General features: G+C 64.2%; 18 protein-coding genes and 1 tRNA gene. 4 read left to right on the top strand and 15 right to left on the bottom strand.

Features of this window, described 5'->3' with window-relative positions:
- Positions 1-338: tyrosine-type recombinase/integrase (locus tag PSRA_RS06455; RefSeq protein ID WP_158216349.1), on the top strand; the 338-nt coding region annotated here is incomplete at its 5' end.
- 371 nt (positions 339-709) lie between these two features.
- Here the strand turns inward: PSRA_RS06455 and PSRA_RS06450 are convergent.
- The 8 genes from PSRA_RS06450 to PSRA_RS06415 all read right to left on the bottom strand — a co-directional run bounded on the left by PSRA_RS06450 (position 710) and on the right by PSRA_RS06415 (position 5,578).
- Positions 710-949 (bottom strand): hypothetical protein, encoded by a 240-nt coding sequence (locus PSRA_RS06450; protein ID WP_094661087.1) that lies wholly within the window; start codon positions 947-949, stop codon positions 710-712.
- 23 nt (positions 950-972) lie between these two features.
- On the bottom strand, positions 973-1,818 hold the full coding sequence (locus tag PSRA_RS06445) for a phage major capsid protein (protein ID WP_094661086.1): 846 nt from the start codon (positions 1,816-1,818) through the stop codon (positions 973-975).
- Between the two features lie 126 nt (positions 1,819-1,944).
- Positions 1,945-2,145, bottom strand: coding sequence for a hypothetical protein (locus PSRA_RS06440; protein ID WP_094661085.1), 201 nt, complete (start codon positions 2,143-2,145; stop codon positions 1,945-1,947).
- Complete coding sequence (locus PSRA_RS06435; RefSeq protein ID WP_094661084.1) at positions 2,135-2,425, bottom strand: hypothetical protein; 291 nt, start codon at positions 2,423-2,425, stop codon at positions 2,135-2,137. Before PSRA_RS06435 ends, PSRA_RS06440 begins: the two co-directional genes overlap by 11 nt.
- Before the next feature lie 6 nt (positions 2,426-2,431).
- Positions 2,432-2,815 carry a hypothetical protein gene (locus PSRA_RS06430; RefSeq protein WP_094661083.1) on the bottom strand — a complete coding sequence of 128 codons (384 nt, stop codon included), beginning with the start codon at positions 2,813-2,815 and terminating at the stop codon, positions 2,432-2,434.
- Positions 2,812-3,366, bottom strand: a complete 555-nt coding sequence (locus PSRA_RS06425) for a hypothetical protein (protein ID WP_143516370.1) — start codon at positions 3,364-3,366, stop codon at positions 2,812-2,814. Before PSRA_RS06425 ends, PSRA_RS06430 begins: the two co-directional genes overlap by 4 nt.
- 290 nt (positions 3,367-3,656) lie before the next feature.
- On the bottom strand, positions 3,657-5,312 hold the full coding sequence (locus tag PSRA_RS06420; RefSeq protein ID WP_094661081.1) for a hypothetical protein: 1,656 nt from the start codon (positions 5,310-5,312) through the stop codon (positions 3,657-3,659).
- 68 nt (positions 5,313-5,380) lie between these two features.
- Complete coding sequence (locus PSRA_RS06415; RefSeq protein ID WP_094661080.1) at positions 5,381-5,578, bottom strand: helix-turn-helix transcriptional regulator; 198 nt, start codon at positions 5,576-5,578, stop codon at positions 5,381-5,383.
- 255 nt (positions 5,579-5,833) lie between these two features.
- Here PSRA_RS06415 and PSRA_RS06410 point away from each other — a divergent pair, with 255 nt between their 5' ends.
- Together PSRA_RS06410 and PSRA_RS06405 are read left to right on the top strand one after the other, a co-directional pair.
- Positions 5,834-6,334 (top strand): hypothetical protein, encoded by a 501-nt coding sequence (locus PSRA_RS06410; protein WP_143516369.1) that lies wholly within the window; start codon positions 5,834-5,836, stop codon positions 6,332-6,334.
- Positions 6,331-7,536 (top strand): tyrosine-type recombinase/integrase, encoded by a 1,206-nt coding sequence (locus tag PSRA_RS06405; RefSeq protein ID WP_094661078.1) that lies wholly within the window; start codon positions 6,331-6,333, stop codon positions 7,534-7,536. Before PSRA_RS06410 ends, PSRA_RS06405 begins: the two co-directional genes overlap by 4 nt.
- A 64-nt stretch (positions 7,537-7,600) precedes the next feature.
- Here the strand turns inward: PSRA_RS06405 and PSRA_RS06400 are convergent.
- The 7 genes from PSRA_RS06400 to PSRA_RS06370 all read right to left on the bottom strand — a co-directional run bounded on the left by PSRA_RS06400 (position 7,601) and on the right by PSRA_RS06370 (position 17,276).
- A tRNA-Gly gene (locus PSRA_RS06400) sits at positions 7,601-7,671 on the bottom strand.
- Positions 7,672-7,804: 133 nt separating this feature from the next.
- A complete protein-coding gene (locus PSRA_RS06395) occupies positions 7,805-8,374 on the bottom strand; it encodes a hypothetical protein (protein ID WP_094661077.1) in 570 nt (189 codons plus the stop codon).
- A gap of 136 nt (positions 8,375-8,510) precedes the next feature.
- Positions 8,511-9,488: a zinc metalloprotease HtpX gene (gene htpX, locus PSRA_RS06390; RefSeq protein WP_094661076.1), complete on the bottom strand. Its 978-nt coding sequence runs from the start codon at positions 9,486-9,488 to the stop codon at positions 8,511-8,513.
- A 224-nt stretch (positions 9,489-9,712) separates the two neighbouring features.
- Complete coding sequence (locus PSRA_RS06385) at positions 9,713-11,239, bottom strand: FAD-dependent oxidoreductase (RefSeq protein WP_094661075.1); 1,527 nt, start codon at positions 11,237-11,239, stop codon at positions 9,713-9,715.
- A gap of 119 nt (positions 11,240-11,358) precedes the next feature.
- Complete coding sequence (locus PSRA_RS06380; protein WP_094661074.1) at positions 11,359-13,338, bottom strand: heavy metal translocating P-type ATPase; 1,980 nt, start codon at positions 13,336-13,338, stop codon at positions 11,359-11,361.
- Between the two features lie 503 nt (positions 13,339-13,841).
- Positions 13,842-15,053: an acyltransferase gene (locus PSRA_RS06375; RefSeq protein WP_158216348.1), complete on the bottom strand. Its 1,212-nt coding sequence runs from the start codon at positions 15,051-15,053 to the stop codon at positions 13,842-13,844.
- A gap of 264 nt (positions 15,054-15,317) precedes the next feature.
- Positions 15,318-17,276, bottom strand: a complete 1,959-nt coding sequence (locus tag PSRA_RS06370) for a S1C family serine protease (protein ID WP_245834934.1) — start codon at positions 17,274-17,276, stop codon at positions 15,318-15,320.
- Positions 17,277-17,617: 341 nt separating this feature from the next.
- Between PSRA_RS06370 and tgt the strand changes: the two genes are divergently transcribed.
- The gene (gene tgt, locus PSRA_RS06365) at positions 17,618-19,021 is read left to right on the top strand and encodes a tRNA guanosine(34) transglycosylase Tgt (protein ID WP_094661071.1); all 1,404 of its coding nucleotides are present in this window, start codon (positions 17,618-17,620) and stop codon (positions 19,019-19,021) included.
- Positions 19,022-19,130: the final 109 nt, after the last annotated feature.

Genomic DNA, 19,130 nt, shown 5'->3' with positions numbered 1-19,130 from the left:
AGCCGCTTGCCGAGCCGAAACGTTCCGGCGGTTGGTTCGGCAAGGCGATAGCCGCGGCCGGCGTGCCGTCGCTCACAGTCCACGACCTGAGGCACACGGCCGCGTCCATCGCGATCAGTTCGCACGCGAACGTGAAGGCCGTCCAACGAATGCTAGGGCATAAGAACGCAAGCATGACGTTGGACACGTACGCCGACCTTTTTTCGAACGATCTTGATGAAGTCGCCGCCGACATCGACCGGCGGATATCCGACGTTCTGGCCGAACGCCCGTCGTGTGAGCAAAGTGTGAGCGACCGGACGGAATCGGACAGTTTTTCAATGACCGAAAAGCATTGAAAAGAACATACGGGAAACGTTGAAAACTCAGGCATTCCGAAGAATCCGAACGGAACGGCAAGAGAGCGGGCGACGGGAGTCGAACCCGCGGCGGGAACCCGTGCCGCGAATGGCGATGTTTCATGAAAAACATTGAAAACACAAGGCAAACACACGAATGTTTTCCGTGAAACATCATGCCCAAAAACGCCGAGTGTGAGCAAAGTGTGAGCAAATGGAACAAAAAGCCGGGACGGGTGGCGGTTCCGTCTCGGCTCGGTTCCATTTGGTTACGTTTGGGGAGGTATCGGCCCAGTACCCGGGGTGGCCGCGGCGGGGCGGCGGGGGTCACCCCCCCACCCATGCCGGGCGGCCAACTCCCCCGCCGCGTTTCAGGCACGGCCAGCAAGGCGCGACAGGCTTGCGGCGATGTCTTCCAACGCCTCGGCCGCGCGCGCTTCGGCTTCGGCCGTGATCGCGGCGCGTTCCGTGTCGCTCGCCGCCTGTCGCGCAAGGGTTGACAGCGGCGTGGCGTCGCGTTCCGCCAGGGCGATCATATCGGCCAGCGCCCTGTTGGCCAGGCTCTGGCGATCCATGCGGGGCGCGCGTTCAAAGTTGTTCTTGTTAGTCATAATCCTGTTTCCTTCCCTGGGTGTCACTTGCCTGTCGGTGCGGCGTACTTGAGATAGCCGATTCGGTTCGGGTGCGGGAGAGTGTAACCGAACCTGAACGTGAATCGCGATCCCTGGGCGTCCTGTTCGAAATACCTGTCAAACGTATACGTGAACTGAACAGACGTGTACGCGGCCAGAATTTCGCTCGAATCGATGACGAACAGCGTCCCCGCCGGACACTCGTTGTTCAGCACGACGGGGATACCGTAAAGGGTAGGCTTGTCGGTATTCACGTTGACGGGGTCAACGATGGGGCGGCCGTCGCCGAACGTGAGAGTGAGGATAACCGACCACACGTCATAGCCCATGATGATGGCCGTCGGGTTCGCGTTGTTCGCCCCGAGTGTGCCGATCAGCTTCACCAACGGCGCCAGGTCGCTGGTGAACGTCCCGCCGTACACAATGCCCTTCTGGTTGATGAGGCCCGTTACGCCGTAGGCGCCCTCCGACGGCGCCGGGTTCTGAAGGAACATTCTGTCGGCCGTGCGCGTGATGGCGCGTTCCTGTGATTTTACAATCATGTCTGAGGCGTCTCCGTCGCGCTGGAACTCGTTGGAGAACACGGCCAGCGATGTGACTTTCTGAGTTCGGATAACGACGCTATTCACAGTAGGGTTGCCGACGGCGATTTCGCCGCCCTCGGCCGTGACCTCGGCCGGAGGGTCGCTAGCAACAAACGGGATAGTGAGCGTCGAACTGTCTGACCACGGCGCGCCGATTCCCGTCGTCTGCGTAAGGATAAGCGCATTCGGCGCGATTTTCTCAGGCGGGTATACGCCCGTATTCGTGCCGGCGCCGTCGGTAATCGGCTTGAGTTCTGCCGTCATGCTGTCTGCTCCATTCCCGCGGGCGTGTCATTGCCGGGAATGGGCGCGCCCGCGGTTAGCGCCCCCGGCTGGGGTCGTGCGCCGCGGGCGCGTATCTATGCGGGGTCTTGCCGCAAACAGTTGTAATTATACCATTTGCGCGCCGTCGCCGTCGCACTGTTCCGCCAGGCGGTGCAATGCGACGGACAGGGCGTCGGCCCTGTTCTCGGCCTGTATGCGGCGCATTCGTTCGGACGCACACATTTGTTGCGCCTCGCGGTACTTGCGCCGCCACGTGGCCGCCTCGTGGCTCAGACGGCCGATTCTGGCGCCATAGTCATCGCCCATAGTCCGCCGTCCTTCCCGGCCCGTATTCGAGTCGCACGCGTTCGAGCGCCACAAGCTGATTAAGCGCGTTTATGATCTGATCGAGTTCGACGGCAATCATTCGAATATCTACGACTTTGTTATCCCATTCGCGGGGGAACCTATCGTCGTAATGGTATGTTTCGCCTTTTTTATGCCCGTATCCATCATTCTCACATACGGCCTCCCCCACACGATCCAAACATAGCCACTCCTTTTCGTATTTGGCGCGCATTTCCTCGTATTCGCGTTTCGTTGCCATTGTTTTTTATCCTTTCTGATTGTCGTTTCTGGCGTATGCCTGGGCCGGCGGCGTGCCGGGGTCGATGGGCGCGCGGCTGAATTCCTCACGCCGTGCCACGCCTTGGAGTTCCGCCCGGCACGTTATGAAGAACGTCCGTAGTTCGGCCAGTCCGTCGCCGTTGAGCATGTGCCCGAGTTCCCGCACGCCGAACACGGCGCCGCCATATCCGGCCGTCGATTCCAAGTGAGTAAGCAATGCCAGGGGTTGCCCTGTCTCCGTGTCGTAGACGGCCTCCAAACGCCACGCCAGGCATAAGAGTTCATCGCTCACGACGGCCAGCGTCTGCGTCCCGTCGTGGAGTTCGGGGCACCACATGGCGCGCGTCGTGGTTATCCTGTCGATGATCACAGGCACCCCCCTACACGGAGCATTCGGCCCATTGCCGCCCACGTCTCCGACACGGGGCACCAACCCCACGGCCGGCCGTCGTCCGCCCCATAGTCCACGGAATAGCCGGGGAGGCTTGCGGCGTGGCGTTCGAGTTCGCGGCGCGTGCATGTCATGAAGTTCATGAGGGCCGTTATTTCCCCGCGCGCCGTGTCACGGTAGAACACGGCCGGCGCCCACTCTTCGACGTTTTCGAACGTGACGGCCAGCGTCCGCGTTTCGGCGTCCTTGTTGATGATCGCGCGTGCGCCGACGGCCGGCGCCTCTATGTATTCGAGTTCGAGGCAACCCGGTTCGCTCTCGTCGGCATACGTGTACGCCACGACACCCCACGCAATGAGGTGAACGCCGGTCTTCCCTCCGTCCACGCATGCCGCTTCCCCCGTGTCGGTCATGCAACGGAGCGCGGCGCGCGTCTCCGTTTCGTGCCCTGGGCAGAGTATGCGCGTCATGGGCGCGGGGCCGTCCTTGAGTGCGTGCCGGACGTATGCCGTCGCGTCGTGCATGTCCATTCGTTCGCCCTCATGCGTGGCCGCGGCCGTTATGTCATGCCCGAAGGGGTTGGCGTTCGCGCCGGCCGAATCGTTCAGTTTGTAGATTCTTTCCATGTTCCTGTCTCCTTAATGGTGGCTGTCTAAACGTCTAAACGTCTAAACGGTTGCAATTGCTGGGGTTTCGGTGTCTAAACTCACGTCTCACAGTGTCTAAGCGTCCGGCGCGTTTTAGACGCGCCCGAAGCGTCTTAGACAGGGTTTTATACGCCGTGAACGTTGGAATTCCAACGTTTTAGACGTTTAGACGTTTAGACGCGCACGTGGTACGTTTGTCGCGTCCAGTCGCCACCGCCATCGCCCGACACCGACGCCCTCCCGTCGTCAACCAGTCCTTTCAGGGCTTCGTATATCTCCAAGTCGGAACCCCTCACGCTCTGTTTGATCCTGTAGCCTTTCACACCGTCGCCGGTGCCGAGGCGCGCCAGATTCCTGGCGACGTTATCCCGCACACGTTTCCGGCGTTTCTCGGCCACCTTGTCGGCGGCCTCGCTGTTCGCCGTCACCCTCACAGTTGCGTGTTCCGTCGCGTCGTCCTGGCGAATGCGTTCCCACGTCCGTATTCCGCCCTCGTATGCGGCCCGGCTTACATGTTCGAGATGGTGCGCCGCCGCCCACTGTTCACCCGTGACGCGCGGCGCGCCTTCGGTGCCGGGGCCATCGAGGAGCCGGAGGCCGACGGCCAGAGTCACGATCCTGTTAAGGCCGTGCGCCTCCCTGTCGCGCGACGTGTGCATGAGGTAATACGAATTCCCGTCGAGCGGGTTGTACCTTGCGCGCCTGTCGCGTGCCTCTATCGCCTCGACGCGCGCGGCGTCGGGAAGCCAGCACGACGCCAGATCGCGCATGTACGCGCCGGAGTCGGCGCTTATGGACGGGTTGAGCCATTCCGTTAGCTTCATCACGTCCGGCTCGTAGGGGTACGGGGCCGTTCCGCTACGTATGCCGCCGCCCGGCTGGCGTTCGGGCAGTCTCAGGAGCGGGCACAGTCCGGCCGATTCAAGAGCCGAATAGACGTCTTGCGCGTCGCGCGGCATGCCGTCCGGCGTGGGGAACGAACCATATTCGGGGCGCGTGGGATCCGTCACGTTCGACCATATGAACCGCTGTGGCAGTCCCGACTGTTCCCCATCGCGGAACATGCCCATGTGTGCCGGTTGAACGCCCGTGGACATGCATACGCGATACGAATACGGCTGTGCCGTGAGGTTGTTCGCGTCGTTCTTCACATCGCCGCCGAGCCGCTCGTTGCTGTACGCCTTCAACAGTTCGGCCATCGTCGTGTTTCCCTCCCTGGCCGTCATGGCCTTCAGCTGGGCTATTTCCGAATAGTCGATGTAAACGTGACGGCTACGGCTGGCGACCGTTGCGGGGCCGCCGTCGGCGCTTTTCTCCCTGGCGACTATCCGCCCGGCTATCGCCTCACCCGACGCGGGCGCGCATGTCGTGACCATGCCGGGCGGGAAGGGCACAAGGCGCGCGGCGCGTTTCTCCGTAAGGCCCTTCGCGTCGCCAGTGCCGCCGATAAGGCCAACGTACATGTTCAACGGCATTCTTAGGCCGGAGCGCATGGGGTCGGCCACGACCAGCGGCGACAGCATGCACAGGGCGCGGCATATGCACACCATGAGAAGCGCATACGGGTTCAGTGCGTCGGTGGATCGCGCGGCCTCGAGGATCGCGCGCCGCGCCGCGCTTGCCCGCCAGAAATCGTGAAAACCGGGGTAAAAGGCTTCATCTAGGCCGCGCGCGGCATTCCGCCGGCTTTCGTCGGTCTGTTCGCCGTCTCTAAATTCGATTCTGTCGGCGGCCAGTGCTTCGGCCGTCGTCGGCATGGGGCCGAATAGCGCGTCCGGCGCGGGGCGCGTATGCTCGATGTCGAGCGCGTGGACTTGCTGGCGTTTCATGTCTCCGTCGCCTCCTTTCGCTTGCGGCGCCCCGGCCTCACTCCGGGGCGTTTTCGTCTCTGCTTCTTTCATTGCCTGGCGTCGCCTCCCTCTATCCATGCGTCTATTTCGGCGCGCCGGTAGTAGATCATTCGCCCCGTTGGCTTGTACCATTTGGGGCCGCGCCCCTCGTATCGCATGACGCCCAGGTGGTGCGGCGTCGTGCCAAGGTACGCGGCGGCCTGTCTGGCTGTGAGCCATTCGGACGGCGCGACTGTTGCCGTCATTTCAGAACCTCCCTCGTTGTATGATTTTCGGTCATGAGCGGTTTTTATCCGCCTTGACCGTCAGAATACTACACATGTGTACTTTTCAGTCATCGGCGTGTCGTTTTTACATTTTGGGTGATTATTAAACACATGGAAAGCATTGAAGACAACGGGGAGACGGCAGAGAACGCCAACCCCCACAGGCATGACATAGCGGCCGCGGCCGAATCCGAACTAGGCCGGCAAGTCCTCCACGCCAGGGAGCGCCGGCACATGTCACGCGACGACGTGGCCGGGAAGATGGCCGAACGCGGGCACACGACATGGAACCGTTCGACAGTCCGTTCGGTTGAACTGGGCAAACGGCAGATAAAACTGACCGAAGGCGCCGCGCTTGACGCGATACTAGGAACGCGCCTACTCGGCACGGCGGCGGATATGAGCGGCGACGGGGGAGCCGAATTCATTCGGTCGGAAGTGCGCGGCGTCCACGCACAATTGCAAGACTTGCAAACCGCCGCGGACGCAATAACGCAAACCCGCGATGATTTGGACAGTTTGGAGTATGAAGACCCCGACGCCGCCGCGCCAGGCGTCGCCAAATGGATCGATGAAAACGTGACGGGGCAATATGTCGTGAACCTGGCGGGCCGCCACATCGAAACGGAGTTCGTGCGCTGGCTGTACTCGGTTTCCCCCGAACTGGCCTACGCGGCCGACGCTTCCACGGCGTTCATAATCGGCACGGCACACGGGGCGGCCTCCGACGAATGAGCCGCAAGAACGAACGGCCAACCAGGCGGGCCGGAATATCGAGGTACGACACGGCCGGCGGCGTGCGCTACATCGTCTATTACAGGGGAGCCGACAGGCGCCAGCACTCTAAATCAGGATTCCGCCGGATTCTCGACGCCGAAAGGTTCCGCGACGCACAGAAAACCGACGCGCGGCGCGGCGTGTGGGTCGATCCCGTGAAATCCCGCGCACGCATAGACGACTACGGGGCGCGCGTCGTGGAAATCGCGGCCGGAACCGGCAAGCCATCGCACGCCAGGGACATAGAAAGCGCGTGGCGCGTCCACGTCGCCCCGAAATGGGGTTCTATGCGCCTCGGAGACGTGACGCATACGCAAGTACAGGCATGGGTTAATTCGCTCGTTGACGGCACCGCGGAGACGGCCAGGGGACGGCATGAGAGTGCCAGCGTCACGTTGCGCGCGTTCGGCGTGCTTAAATCCATTTTCGACGCCGCCGTGCGCGACGGAATGACGGCGCGCAACCCGTGCGACAGGTGCGCGTTGCCACGCAAGACGCGCAAGCCACGAACGTACCTGACGCCACGCCAGGTGATTGCCCTGGCCGACGCGTCAGGCCGTTACCGGGCGCTGATTCTCACACTAGGGTTCTGCGGCCTGAGGATCGGGGAGGCGCGCGCACTGAGAGTGCGGAACGTCGACGCGGAGGCGGGACGCCTGGCCATCGAAAAGAGCATGAGCCGCGCGAACGGCTGGAAGGAAACGGAGCCGAAGACGTGGGAGCGCCGTACCGTACCCGTTCCCGCGCACGTCATGCGCGCCATAGTGTCCGAATGCCAGGGCAAGGCGGCCGGCGACCTCGTTTTCACCGAGCCGGACGGCAAGCCGCTTGCCGAGCCGAAACGTTCCGGCGGTTGGTTCGGCAAGGCGATAGCCGCGGCCGGCGTGCCGTCGCTCACAGTCCACGACCTGAGGCACACGGCCGCGTCCATCGCGATCAGTTCGCACGCGAACGTGAAGGCCGTCCAACGAATGCTAGGGCATAAGAACGCAAGCATGACGTTGGACACGTACGCCGACCTTTTTTCGAACGATCTTGATGAAGTCGCCGCCGACATCGACCGGCGGATATCCGACGTTCTGGCCGAACGCCCGTCGTGTGAGCAAAGTGTGAGCGACCGGACGGAATCGGACAGTTTTTCAATGACCGAAAAGCATTGAAAAGAACATACGGGAAACGTTGAAAACTCAGGCATTCCGAAGAATCCGAACGGAACGGCAAGAGAGCGGGCGACGGGAGTCGAACCCGCCTCTGAAGCTTGGGAAGCTTCCATTCTACCGATGAACTACGCCCGCGAGCGCAATGCCCCGCCGAAGCGGGAACACACAGATGAGAGTGTACCACGGCTGCCCCGCGGTCGCACGTCGCACGCCGCACACGCGCACGCCGCACACGCATACGCACGCACAACCGCGGGGCATCACAGAATCACTGACCGGAGCTGGTGGTGTCGCTTGCGGAGGCGGCGGCCGACTCGGAGGCCTCCATGTCGGTGTGCTCGCGGAACAGCTCGCCGGTGTCGGAGCCGTCGGTCTGGTACCAGACCCACGCGTACTGCGGCAGGTCGTCGTCGGTGAAGCTGGCGGAGATGGCCGCGTTGTACGCGTCGGGGTAGGCGTCCTTCGTCAGTTGCCCGGCCGGAATATACGTGAAGTTCCCGCTGGAGTCGGTGGACCACGAGAAGGCGCCGCCGTCAAGCCTCTTCAGCGAGTCGTTCTTGTAAATCATGGAATTGTAATACGATTCGCCCGGCGTATGGAAGGTCACGGAGCAGTCGTCGGCCAGCTGCGCGGTATAGGCCTTGTTCGGCTCCTCGATGTAGTTCTCCGGGATGCTGGCACAGGCGTCCGTGCCCGGCGTGGTGGAGGTGGTGACCTCGGCCGAGCTTGACGACGATTCCGCACTGCTCGACGACGAGCCGCAGGCAGCCAGGCCGCTTCCGAGAATCGCAATGGTTCCCGCGACCGCCACGGCGCGGGAAAGACGTGACGTGTTCATGATGTCCTTTCCGGATTGTGATTTCCCCGTCGGGCGCACCTCTGGGCACGCCGTCCGGTCCCTAGAATCTTATCGCACGGGTCTTGGGAAACACTGGGAAACGCGGGCTGCCCCGGTCCGCAGGAGCCGCATGCCGTCACCTGATGTCCGCGCTGATGTCCGCGTACTGTCGGTACGCCGGCATCTCCTGGGGCGCGCCATTCGCACCGCCCACGCCCGCCGCGCCGTGCATCTCGCGGTCCATCTGCATGAGGCGGTTGATGCGGTCCGGTGTCGGCGGGTGCGTGGAGAACAGCCGTTGGAGGCCTACCTCGCGGAACGGGCTTTCGATCATCACGGCCGCGGTGCTCTGCGTGCCCGACGTCACGGGCATCGTGTTGCCGCTCGCCACGGAGCCCTCGATTCGCTGCAGCGCCGAGGCGAGCGCCGCCGGATCGCCGGTGAGGCGCGCGCCGTCCTCGTCGGCATCGTATTCGCGGGTGCGCGAGATGGCCATCTGGATCATCGCCGCGCCGATCGGGGCGAGGATATACGCAAGCAGGGCGCCGATCGGATTGACACCGCGATCGTCATCGTCGCGCCCGCCGCCGAAATACATCAGCGCGTAGCCAAGGGAGGTGATGACGGACGCCATGGAGGACGCAATGGCGCCGGTGAGGATGTCATGGTTGTACACATGCATGAGCTCGTGCCCGAGCACGCCTCGGATTTCGCGCCACGAGCACAGGCGCAGGATTCCCTCGGTGCAGCACACGGCCGCATGGCGTTCGTTGCGCCCCGTTGCGAAGGCGTTGGGGCTCATGGTCGGCGCGATGCAGATGCGCGGCATGGGCTTGCCGGCCTTCGTCGACAGCTCGCGCACGATCCGGTAGAGCTCGGGGGCCTCCTGCTCGTTGACCTCACGGGCGTGCATCGAGGCGATGGCGAGTTTGTCGGAAAAGAAGTAGCTGAAGAAATTCGTTGCCAGGCCGACGGCGATATAGATGGCGAGGGTGCTGCGCGAGGCACCGGTCAGCCACCAGATCAGCATGACGACGGCCCACATGAGGGCGAAGAGCATCGTTGTCTTGAGGCCGTTGAAATGGCCGTGCACATGCACCGTTTCGTTTCCCATACTCCAAGGATACAAAACGACGGAGCCGGCGCCCGTTTCGCTGTGCGATAACTTCCGCCGGCTCCCACGATTCCGCGGCTCTGGATGCGCGTCAGCACCGAGAACGACAAAGCGCGGCACGCCTCATATATCAGGCGTGCCGCGCATCAATCACAATCGCATGATCACAATCGCATGGTGTCGCCGCACATGGTGCAACCAGCCGACATCACGCTCCATTCCGCTCAGGCGGTTTCCTCCCCGCGGGCGACGCGGCGGATCTGGTCGGGCTCCACGAGCTTGATATGATCGCGGCCCACCTTCTCGCCCTGCGCATGCTCGTAGGCCACCACGCGGTCCCAGCCCTCGCGTCCGATCGGCTGCAGGCCCTTGCCCTGCAGGTAGGCGATCGTCTCGGCCTCGTCGCCGGCCTTCGGCGCCACGCGGCCGTTCTTTCCGCTGGCCGCCCAATCGTCGAGAATGTTGTTCACGGTCTCGAGCGCATCGGACTTGGTGGAGCCGATCAGGCCCACGGGGCCGCGCTTGGCCCAGCCCGTCGCGTACACATACGGCACGGTGACCAGCGGAGCGCCGTCGGTTTCCGGCTCGGCCTCGATACGGCCCGACTCGTTGAGCAGGCGCGTGCCCTTCTCGTCATACGCCACGCCGTTCACGGCGGCCGGCCTGTAGCCGATCGCATGGTACACGGCCTGCACGGGAACATCGTAGGTCTCGCCGGTTCCGGTCATGGAGCCTTCGGGCGAGGTCTCGGTGCGCTCCACGCGGATGCCGCGCACCGCGCCGTCGGCGTCGCCGAGCACCTCGACGGGGTTCGAGTTGAAATGCAGCACGTACTTCTTCGTGGCCGGCTGGCCGTTGAAGTCGGTGCCGCCGTCGTATTCCATGTCCTCGGCCATATCGCGGATCACGAACAGCTCTTCCACCATCTGGCGCGTGAGCTTGTCGTCGGCCGCCACCTCGAGCGTAGCGTCGGACAGGTCGAAGTCGTCCTCGTTCACCACGAGCTGCACGCCCGGCAGCTTCTCGAGCTCGCGCAGCTCCTGCACGGAGAACTTGGCATGCGCCACGTCACGGCGCACGAACAGATGCAGTTCGCGGCAGGCGTTCGCCTTGATGCCGTCGTACACGTTCTGCGGAATGTCGGTGCCAAGCAGGTCGTCGGCGTTGCGCACGAGCTCGCGCGCCACGTCCATGGCCACGTTGCCGCCGCCGATCACGGCCACGGTCTCGTCGGTCAGCGGCCAGGTGCGCGGACCGGTGGGGTATCCGTCGTACCATTCCACGAAATGCGCGGCGCCGTACACGTGCTTGAGGTCGTGCCCGGGAATGCGCAGAGGCCTGTCGTCGACGGCGCCGGTGGCGAACACGACGGCGTCATAGCGTTCGCGCAACTCGTCGAGGGAGACGTCCTTGCCCACCTCGACGTCGCAGAACAGGCGGATCTTCGGATTGTCGAGCGTGCGGGCGAGCGCGCCCTGGATGAACTTGATGGACGGGTGGTCCGGGGCCACGCCGTAGCGCACGAGGCCAAACGGCACCGGCAGCTTCTCGTACAGGTCGATGGTGGCGTCGATGCCGAGGCCGAGCGCCTCGCCGCGCTGCGCCAGCTGGCGCAGGAGGATGTCGGAGGTGTACACGCCGGCGGGACCCGCGCCGACGACGGCGACGCGAAGCGGGCGCGCCTCGGCGCCTTCGCGGTTCGCGGTATCCACAGCGGCGGTATCCGCAGTGTTCTGGGTGTTGTCAGTCATAGGAACCGATACTAATAGCACGAGCGGCCGTGCGGTAGCCCCGGCGGGCGGCGCATGCACTGTGCGCGCCGTCCGCGCGGGGCCTCGCAGGGCCGCTCGCGGTGTGGGTTGGGGAACGATTACTTCTTGCGGTCGGCGAGCGCGGTCAGCGCCCACACGATGGAGATGACGTCGATCGCCTCCTGCAGGATGGCGCCGATGACGGCGGGGATGAGATTGCACGCCGCGCAGATCATGCCGATGATGGCCAGGCCCAGGCCGATGCACACGGCCTGCAGCATGACGCGCTTGGTCTGGCGTGCGATGATGATTGCGCGCGGCACCATCTCGATGTTGTCGTTCATGATGACAACCTGCGCGGATTGCGACGCGGCCGTGCTCGTGCCGCCGGTCATGGCCATGCCGATGTCGGCGGAGGCCAGCACCGGGGCGTCGTTCACGCCGTCGCCGACCATCATCGTGACGGTGCGCGTCATGGACTCGCCGACGTACTTCATCATGAGGCGGTCCCACCACGGTTGCTTGTTCGGCATCTCGTCGCGCGCCTGCTTGACGGCGTCGGCCTTCTCCTGCGGCAGCAGCTCGTAGCGCACATCGTCGATGCCCACCTGCTTGGCCACGGTTTTCGCAGCCACCGGCTTGTCGCCGGTCAGCATCGTCAGGCGCTTGACGCCGATCGAACGCAGCTCGTTGAGCGCCTTCGCGGAATTCGGGCGCGGCAGGTCGCGCAGCACGATGCGCGCGGCGATCTGCCCGTCGATGGCGATGAAGGTGCCCATGCAATCGTCGGGAAGCGGCTCGAACAGCTCGCCGGGGTCCGTCGGGCGCACCTTGCCGACCAGCACGTCGTCGTCCACGACCTCCATCACGTAGGGGAAGCGGCCCACGCGCACGCGGTGCCCGGACACGATGCCCTCGATGCCCTTGCCGGACGCCTCGTGCACGTCCTCCACATCGCGGCGGATGTCGGGGTGCTTGCGGAATTCCTTCTCGCCGGCCGCCACGATGCCCGGCGCCAGGATATGCACGGAATAGTTCTCGATCAGGCCTGCCACGACGGTGATGGCGGAGTCCGACATATCGAGCTTGTCGAGGATGCGCGAACGGTCGGGGCGGTCGAGACGGATGACCTGCGGCTGCTTGCTCGTCAGCGTTCCGGTTTTGTCGAAGAACACATGCGAGACGCGGCCGAGGGTTTCGAGCACCTCCTGCGACTTGATGAGGATGCCGGTGCGCGCAAGGCGGCCGGTGCCGGCCAGATACGCCACCGGCGCGGCGATAAGCAGCGGGCACGGCGTGGCAAGCACGAGCACCTGCGCGAAACGCACCGGGGTCTGCGCCACGAACCACGCAACGCCCGCGATGATCAGCGAGATGACGGTGAACGGCACGGCGAGCAGGTCGGCCGTCTTCACAACCGCCGGGCGTGAGCTCTGGGCGCTCATCACCATCTCGATGATGCGCTGGTACTGCGAGTCGCGCGCTTCCTCGGTGGCGCGCAGGCGGAACATGGCGTCACCGTTGATGGAGCCCGACAGCACCTTCTGGCCGGAGTACACGGTGCGCGGCACCGGTTCGCCGTTGACCTGAGACATGTCGAGCGTGGCCTCGCCGTCGATCAGCATGCCGTCGACGGGCACGGTTTCGCCGGGGCGCACGACGAGCAGGTCGCCGATCTTGACCTCGTCCACGCTTTTGTCGACCCAGTCATGGCCGGCGTCGTCGCTGGCGATATGCGCGATGGTCGGCGCCGCCTCCATGAGCTTGCTGAGGTTGGACTGCGCCTTGTTCTGCGCGTAGTTCTCGATGGCCTCGCCCGAGTACACCATGAGCACCACCACCCACGCCGCCCAGTATTCGCGCACGGCGAGCGTGGAGATGAGGGCGATGACCGCGAGGACGTCGAGCCCGACGTGGCCCTCGCGGATGTCGCGGACCATGCCGATGACGGTTTCGGTCAGGCAGATCGCCACGATGGCGATGACGATGAGATGGCTGACGCGCGGATACGGCGTCCAGCACAGCGCGATGGGGATTGCGCTCAATATGACAACAGGCAGCATCGGCACCTGTTTGCAGATATTCCAAACCGGCTTCATCTGTTCCTCCCTAGGTTGCGAACCAGGTGAGTGACAAGGTGTCGCGGTTTCCCTCCCGCCTCGTCTCTCGTATTATTCACGCACCTGCGCGTCGAACGCCTCTGCCGCATTCGGCCCGCAGTGTGTCCATCATACGTGGCGCGGGGCGGGAAAACGGCCAATGCCGGGGTGCGGTTGCGGCAGGGTGTGGAAACATGCGGAAAATACGATGCGCGGGGGAAGCATCGGCGTGGCGTGCGTTTTTGAGCGATGTTTGTTCGGAGGCGTGCGTTTATGGGTGGATATGTGAGATGTTGTGCGCGTGTGTGCGGTTGGATAGGTTTATGTGCGGTATACAAACATGTGCGAACAGATTTCACACGATTTTGCAGCACGATTCGCGCAATCGTCGATATTATTCGCACACCGATTGTGCTTTTACGCACAACAAAGGACTATCGTCTACCAAAAGCGCACAATAGCGCACATCACGCCAACCGCAGCCCTGCAGCACGCCTCGCGCCTCACACAATGCGACGCAGCACGGGCAGGCGCTTGAACACCCACGTGACGCCGATCGCCATCAGGAAGATCGGAATCGGCGCGAGAAGCCGCCACTTCAGCGAGAAAATGCTCACGTTCAGGATTTTCGGCAGCCACTCGATGAAATACGCCTGCATGAGGTACACGCCGAAGGTGTATTTCGCCAGGTTGTTGCCCACACGCTGCACGGACGCCGGCACGAAGCGGTCGTATGGCAGGCTGCGGAAGAACACGAACACCGCGAGCGCCTGGAACACCGCGGGGAAGTTGTAGTAGCCCTTGAACAGCGAGTTGATGGTGCTCGAATCGCCCGTCGCGTACATGGTGCCGAGGAACTGCGAGAGGAAGCCGAACACGCCGAGCAGATACGCGCCCCAGCGCTCCGCGCGCGTCAGCTCGTAGGTGTTGATGTAGTAGCCCATGAATGCGTACATCAGCGGGCCGGCCACCACCGCAGGCGAAAGCGTGCCGTCGAAGGCGATGCCGGCGCGGCCGCACGCGAACGGGATGACGGCGTTGAACAGCACGCCCATGACGATGGCGTACCGCAGCAGGCTGCGCGACTTCGCCACGCCCGTGACCAGCGGCAGCGACATATACATGGAGAACAGCGGGATGAAGAACCAGTAGTTTCCCGCGTAGCTGTAATGCAGGATCCCGTCGATCACATGGGCCGGCGCCAGGCTGCCGGCCGTGCCCTTGTAGCTGCAGTACGCGATGGCGATGGCCGTCCATGCCAGGAACGGGATGAGCACGCGCGTGGCGCGTTTGCGGAAGAACTCGGCGACCGAGTAGCGCTCCGTGAAGTTCAGCAGCGTGGCGCCCGACAGCATGAAGAACACGGGGACCGCCGGGTAGAAGAACGATTCGATGAAGCACGCCGAGATCCACGTATGCCCGCCCGGGCGCAGATGGTATACGCCGTTCGCGTGCAGGAACACCACCGCGAGCGCGGCGACGATGTTCAGCACCGACATGTAGAACACGCGGCCCGTGCGCGCGGGACGCGGGGCGGGGGTTGGGACTGTTGGCGGGGCGGGGGTTGCGGCGGGCGACACCGTCTGCTCAGTGGGGACCGGCGCGGAAGTTTCCACAATGGCGTCATCGTGGACCATTGCGGCATCCGGCGCGGACAGCTCCTCCGCGGGCGCGCCGTGCTTGGGACGCGCGTCCGTCCGATGTCGAAACAGCATAGGCCACCCTTCGCTCCGTATAACCCGCCGGGCGGTTGACAGCCCGCGCGGCATTCCTCAGGTCATACTACGCCGCCCGCGCCCGTTCCCCTTGCGCGCCCGCTCCATAACAATGTGATGGCTTTCGGACACAAATCCACGATTTCGGGGCCAAAACCACCCAAAAATGTCCGCAACCCATCACATTGTTCCTGAATTGATAACAATGTGACGGGTTGCGGACAGGCGCTGGGTTATGGTTCGCGGTCGGGATCAGGCAACCGATCAGTTATCACCGTTGCCGAAGAGGCCGAACGGATCGTAGAGACCGCCGCCGTCGCCGCCATTGCCGCTGCCGTTCGAGGAGCTGCCGCCGCTGGACGACGAGCCGCTCGCGCTCTCGGCCTGGTCCATCGTCACCTGGATGTCCTGCGTCTGGCCGTTTCTGATGACGGTCAGCGTCACGGTGTCACCCTGCTTCGTGGCCCTCACGTAGCCGAGCACCGACGAGGAGCTGTTCACGAGGTTGCCGTTGTAGGCGATGATGAGGTCGCCCTTCTGCAGACCGGCCTTCTCGGCGGGCGAGCCGCTCGTCACGCTCTCGACCTCGGCGCCGGCACGGTAGCCGTTGTTGTACTCCACGTACTGCGTGCTGATCGAGACGCCGAGCTGCACGTGCGTGACGGAGCCGGAGCTGATGATCTGATCGCACACGCTCTTCACGAGGTTCGACGGGATGGCGAAGCCGATGCCGATCGAGCCGGAGGAGGAGCTGGAGCCGGTCGAGGAGCTCGTGGTGGCGATCGAGGAGTTGATGCCGATTACCTGGCCGGCGGAGTTGAAGGTCGGGCCGCCCGAATTACCGGGGTTGATGGCCGCATCGATCTGGATGGCGTTCGTCACGACGACGGACGAGGACGAGGATGGCGACGAGGAGTCGTCACTGTACGTCGACACCGGGCGGTTGAGCGCGGAGATGATGCCGGTGGTGGTGGTGTTCGACAGGCCGAGCGGGTTGCCGATGGCCATGACGGATTCACCGACGGCGAGCGAATCGGAATCGGCGAAGGTGATCGGCGTCAGGTCGCTCGGGGCGTTCTGCATCTGCAGCACCGCGAGGTCGGTGGTCGGGTCGGTGCCGACGACGCTCGCCTGGTACATCGAGCCGTCGGACAGCGTGACGTAGATGCTCTGCGCGCCGCTGACCACATGGTTGTTGGTCACGACGTGGCCGCTCGTGTCGAGGATGGCGCCGGAGCCGCGGGCGCTGCCGCCGCTTTCGGTGACGAGGATGGACACGACGGAGTTGTTCACGCTTTTGGCGACCGTCACCCAGTCGGAGCCGTCGGCCACCTGCGTGGAGGAGCCGGTGTCGCTGCCGGTGGAGCTCTTGAGGGTCGTGGTGGTGCCGGAGGCGGAACGCACCGTGATCCAGCCGTTCTGCAGCGCCGCGAATCCGATGCCGAGCGACAGCGCGACCGCGACAAGGGCGGCGATGACGGCCGTGGCCACCGTGGACGCATGGCGCTTCGTCTTGGTGGAGGCGCCGTTGAGTTCGTTTCCGCCGTTCGGCTCGGTACCGTGGGGATCCGGGCCGCCGTCGGAGGGGCCGCCGTTCCAGCCGGTGCCGTTGCCGGCGGTGGGGTTGGCGTCATTCGCGCCGTAGCCCGAGCCATAGCCACCGCGATATTCCGAGCCATTCGAGTCGTTCGAACCGTTCGTGCTGTTCGAACCGTTCGCGCCGAAGCCGGGGTCCGGATTCGTGCTGAAGCCGGGGTTCGGGTTCGCGCCGTAGCCCGGGGCCGGGGTGTAGCCATAGGCATAACCGCGGTTCGAGGCGTCATAGCCACGATTGGCGGTGTCGTAGCCGCGGTTCGCGTCGTTTGCCGCGTTCACCGAGGCGCTGTTCGAGGCGTTCGCGCCGTAGCCGGCGGCCGCGCGGTATCCCGTGCTTTCGGCCGGACGGTTCGATGCCGCACGATAATCCGGCTGCATGTCGGGGATGTTCTGCGTTGGTGCGGCGTTCAGCGGCTGGGTTGCGGCGGCGCTCAGCGGCTGGGTGGCCGTTGCGTCCTGCGCGGCTGCGGCAGTCTGCGCAGAGGTCTGCGCAGCGCCGGCGTTCGCGGCGTTCGCGGCGTTCTGCGCCTGTTCGGTGGACTCGGTATGGGAAAGATTCGTGTCGCCGGCGTGTGCATCCGGCTGGTTCGAAGCGCCCCAGCCCGGCTGGGGATTGGTGTTGCTCATAGCTTCATGCTCCTTCATGCGCGGATTGAGGCCGCGCTTCGTTGGCTGAGACATAGTAAAGGCCAGAATCCTGAAAGTCGCCTAAACGTCAGATGAAAGTCAGCCACCAGTTGAAAAGGCATTGCATGATAACGCGGAAATGTAGAATTCGCGCGGTTTGCGCGGCTTGCACTGCGAGGCGCGCCGCACGGACGTGCGGCAAGGTTGCAGCGGCGCCAATGCGCCATCCACGATTTTCCCCGCCCCGCATCGACGACGCCATCGTGTGCACTCCCCCGCCGGCGCCATCGTCCGCCGTTGCACGCGCCGCCCCATACCGCCGCGCCTGTAGGCTGGAGGGCATGAGCACAGCCGAGAACAATGAACCCACCACCGCCAGCACCGCGGCAAACACCGCCGCGAACACCGACAGCACCGCGGCGCAATCGTCCGTCTTCGCGCATTTCCGCACGCCGCTCGGCGCCGAACCCGGCAAACCCGGCGACCGCGGCGCCTTCGGCTTCGACATCCACACGCGCATCCCCGACCGCCACGGTCGCACCGGCGTCATCCACACGCCGCACGGAGACATCAACACGCCCGCATTCGTGCCGGTCGCCACGCAGGCCACGATGAAAGGCGTGCTGCCCGAGCAGATGCGCGAGCTCGGCGCCCAGTGCCTGCTGGCGAACGCCTTCCACCTGTTCGAGCGCCCCGGCGAGGACGTGCTCGACGAGGCCGGCGGACTTGCGCGTTTCATGAACTGGGACGGCCCCACATACACGGATTCCGGCGGCTTCCAGGTGCTTTCGCTCGGCGCGGGATTCAAGAAAACGCTGGCGATGGACGTGCAGGGCATGAAATCCGACGACGTGATCGCCAAGGGCAAGGAGCGCCTCGCGTTCGTGGACGAAGACGGCGTCACGTTCAAATCGCCGCTCAACGGTGCCAAGAAGCGCTTCTCCGCCGAGATTTCGATGAGCATCCAGCACAAAATCGGCGCCGACATCATGTTCGCGTTCGATGAGCTGACCACCCTTATGAACACGCGCAAGTACCAGGAGAAGTCGGTGGAGCGCACGTTCCGCTGGGCCAAGCGCTGCGTGGCCGAGCACGAGCGCCTCACCCAAGCGCGCCCCGGCAAGCCTTATCAGGCGCTGTTCGGCGTGGTGCAGGGCGCGAACTACGAGGACCTGCGCCATCTGGCCGCGCGTGAAATCGCCTCGCTCGACTTCGACGGCTTCGGCATCGGCGGCGCCATCGAGAAGCGCATCCTCGGAGACACCTGCCGCTGGATCTGCGACGAGCTGCCGGAGAACAAGCCGCGCCACGTGCTGGGAATCGCGGCAATCGACGATATCTTCGCCGCGGTGGAGAACGGCGGCGACACCTTCGACTGCGTGGCGCCGGCGCGAGAGGCGCGCAACGGCGCGATCTACACGCGCACGGGACGCTGGAACATCAAGCGCGCGGCGTTGAAACACGATTTCCGACCGCTTGATCCCACCTGCGACTGCTACACCTGTACGCACTACACGCGCGCCTATCTGAATCACCTGGTGCATACGCGCGAGATGACCGCGAGCACGCTGGCGACGATCCATAACGAACGCTTCTTCGTGAAGCTGCTGGGGGATATCCGCGACGCGATCGACGGCGGGTACTTCCCCGAGTTCCGCGACGAGACCCTGGCGCGTTTCTACGGCGGCGCTGACCGCGTGGCGCCGGGCACGCACGCGAATTCCGGCGCGGCGGATTCGCGGTAGCGGAGCGGCTTCACGATTCCGGGACGGATTCACGATAGCGCTGCCGGATCCGCGGATGCGGTTCCGGCAGCGGATGCACAAGGGGCGGGTGCGCATATGCACACCCGCC

The organism is Pseudoscardovia radai (assembly GCF_002259605.1).
GTDB classification, from domain to species: Bacteria; Actinomycetota; Actinomycetes; order Actinomycetales; family Bifidobacteriaceae; genus Pseudoscardovia; species Pseudoscardovia radai.
The sequence above is the reverse complement of the archived record's forward strand: the minus strand, read 5'-3'. Positions and strand labels throughout refer to the sequence as shown.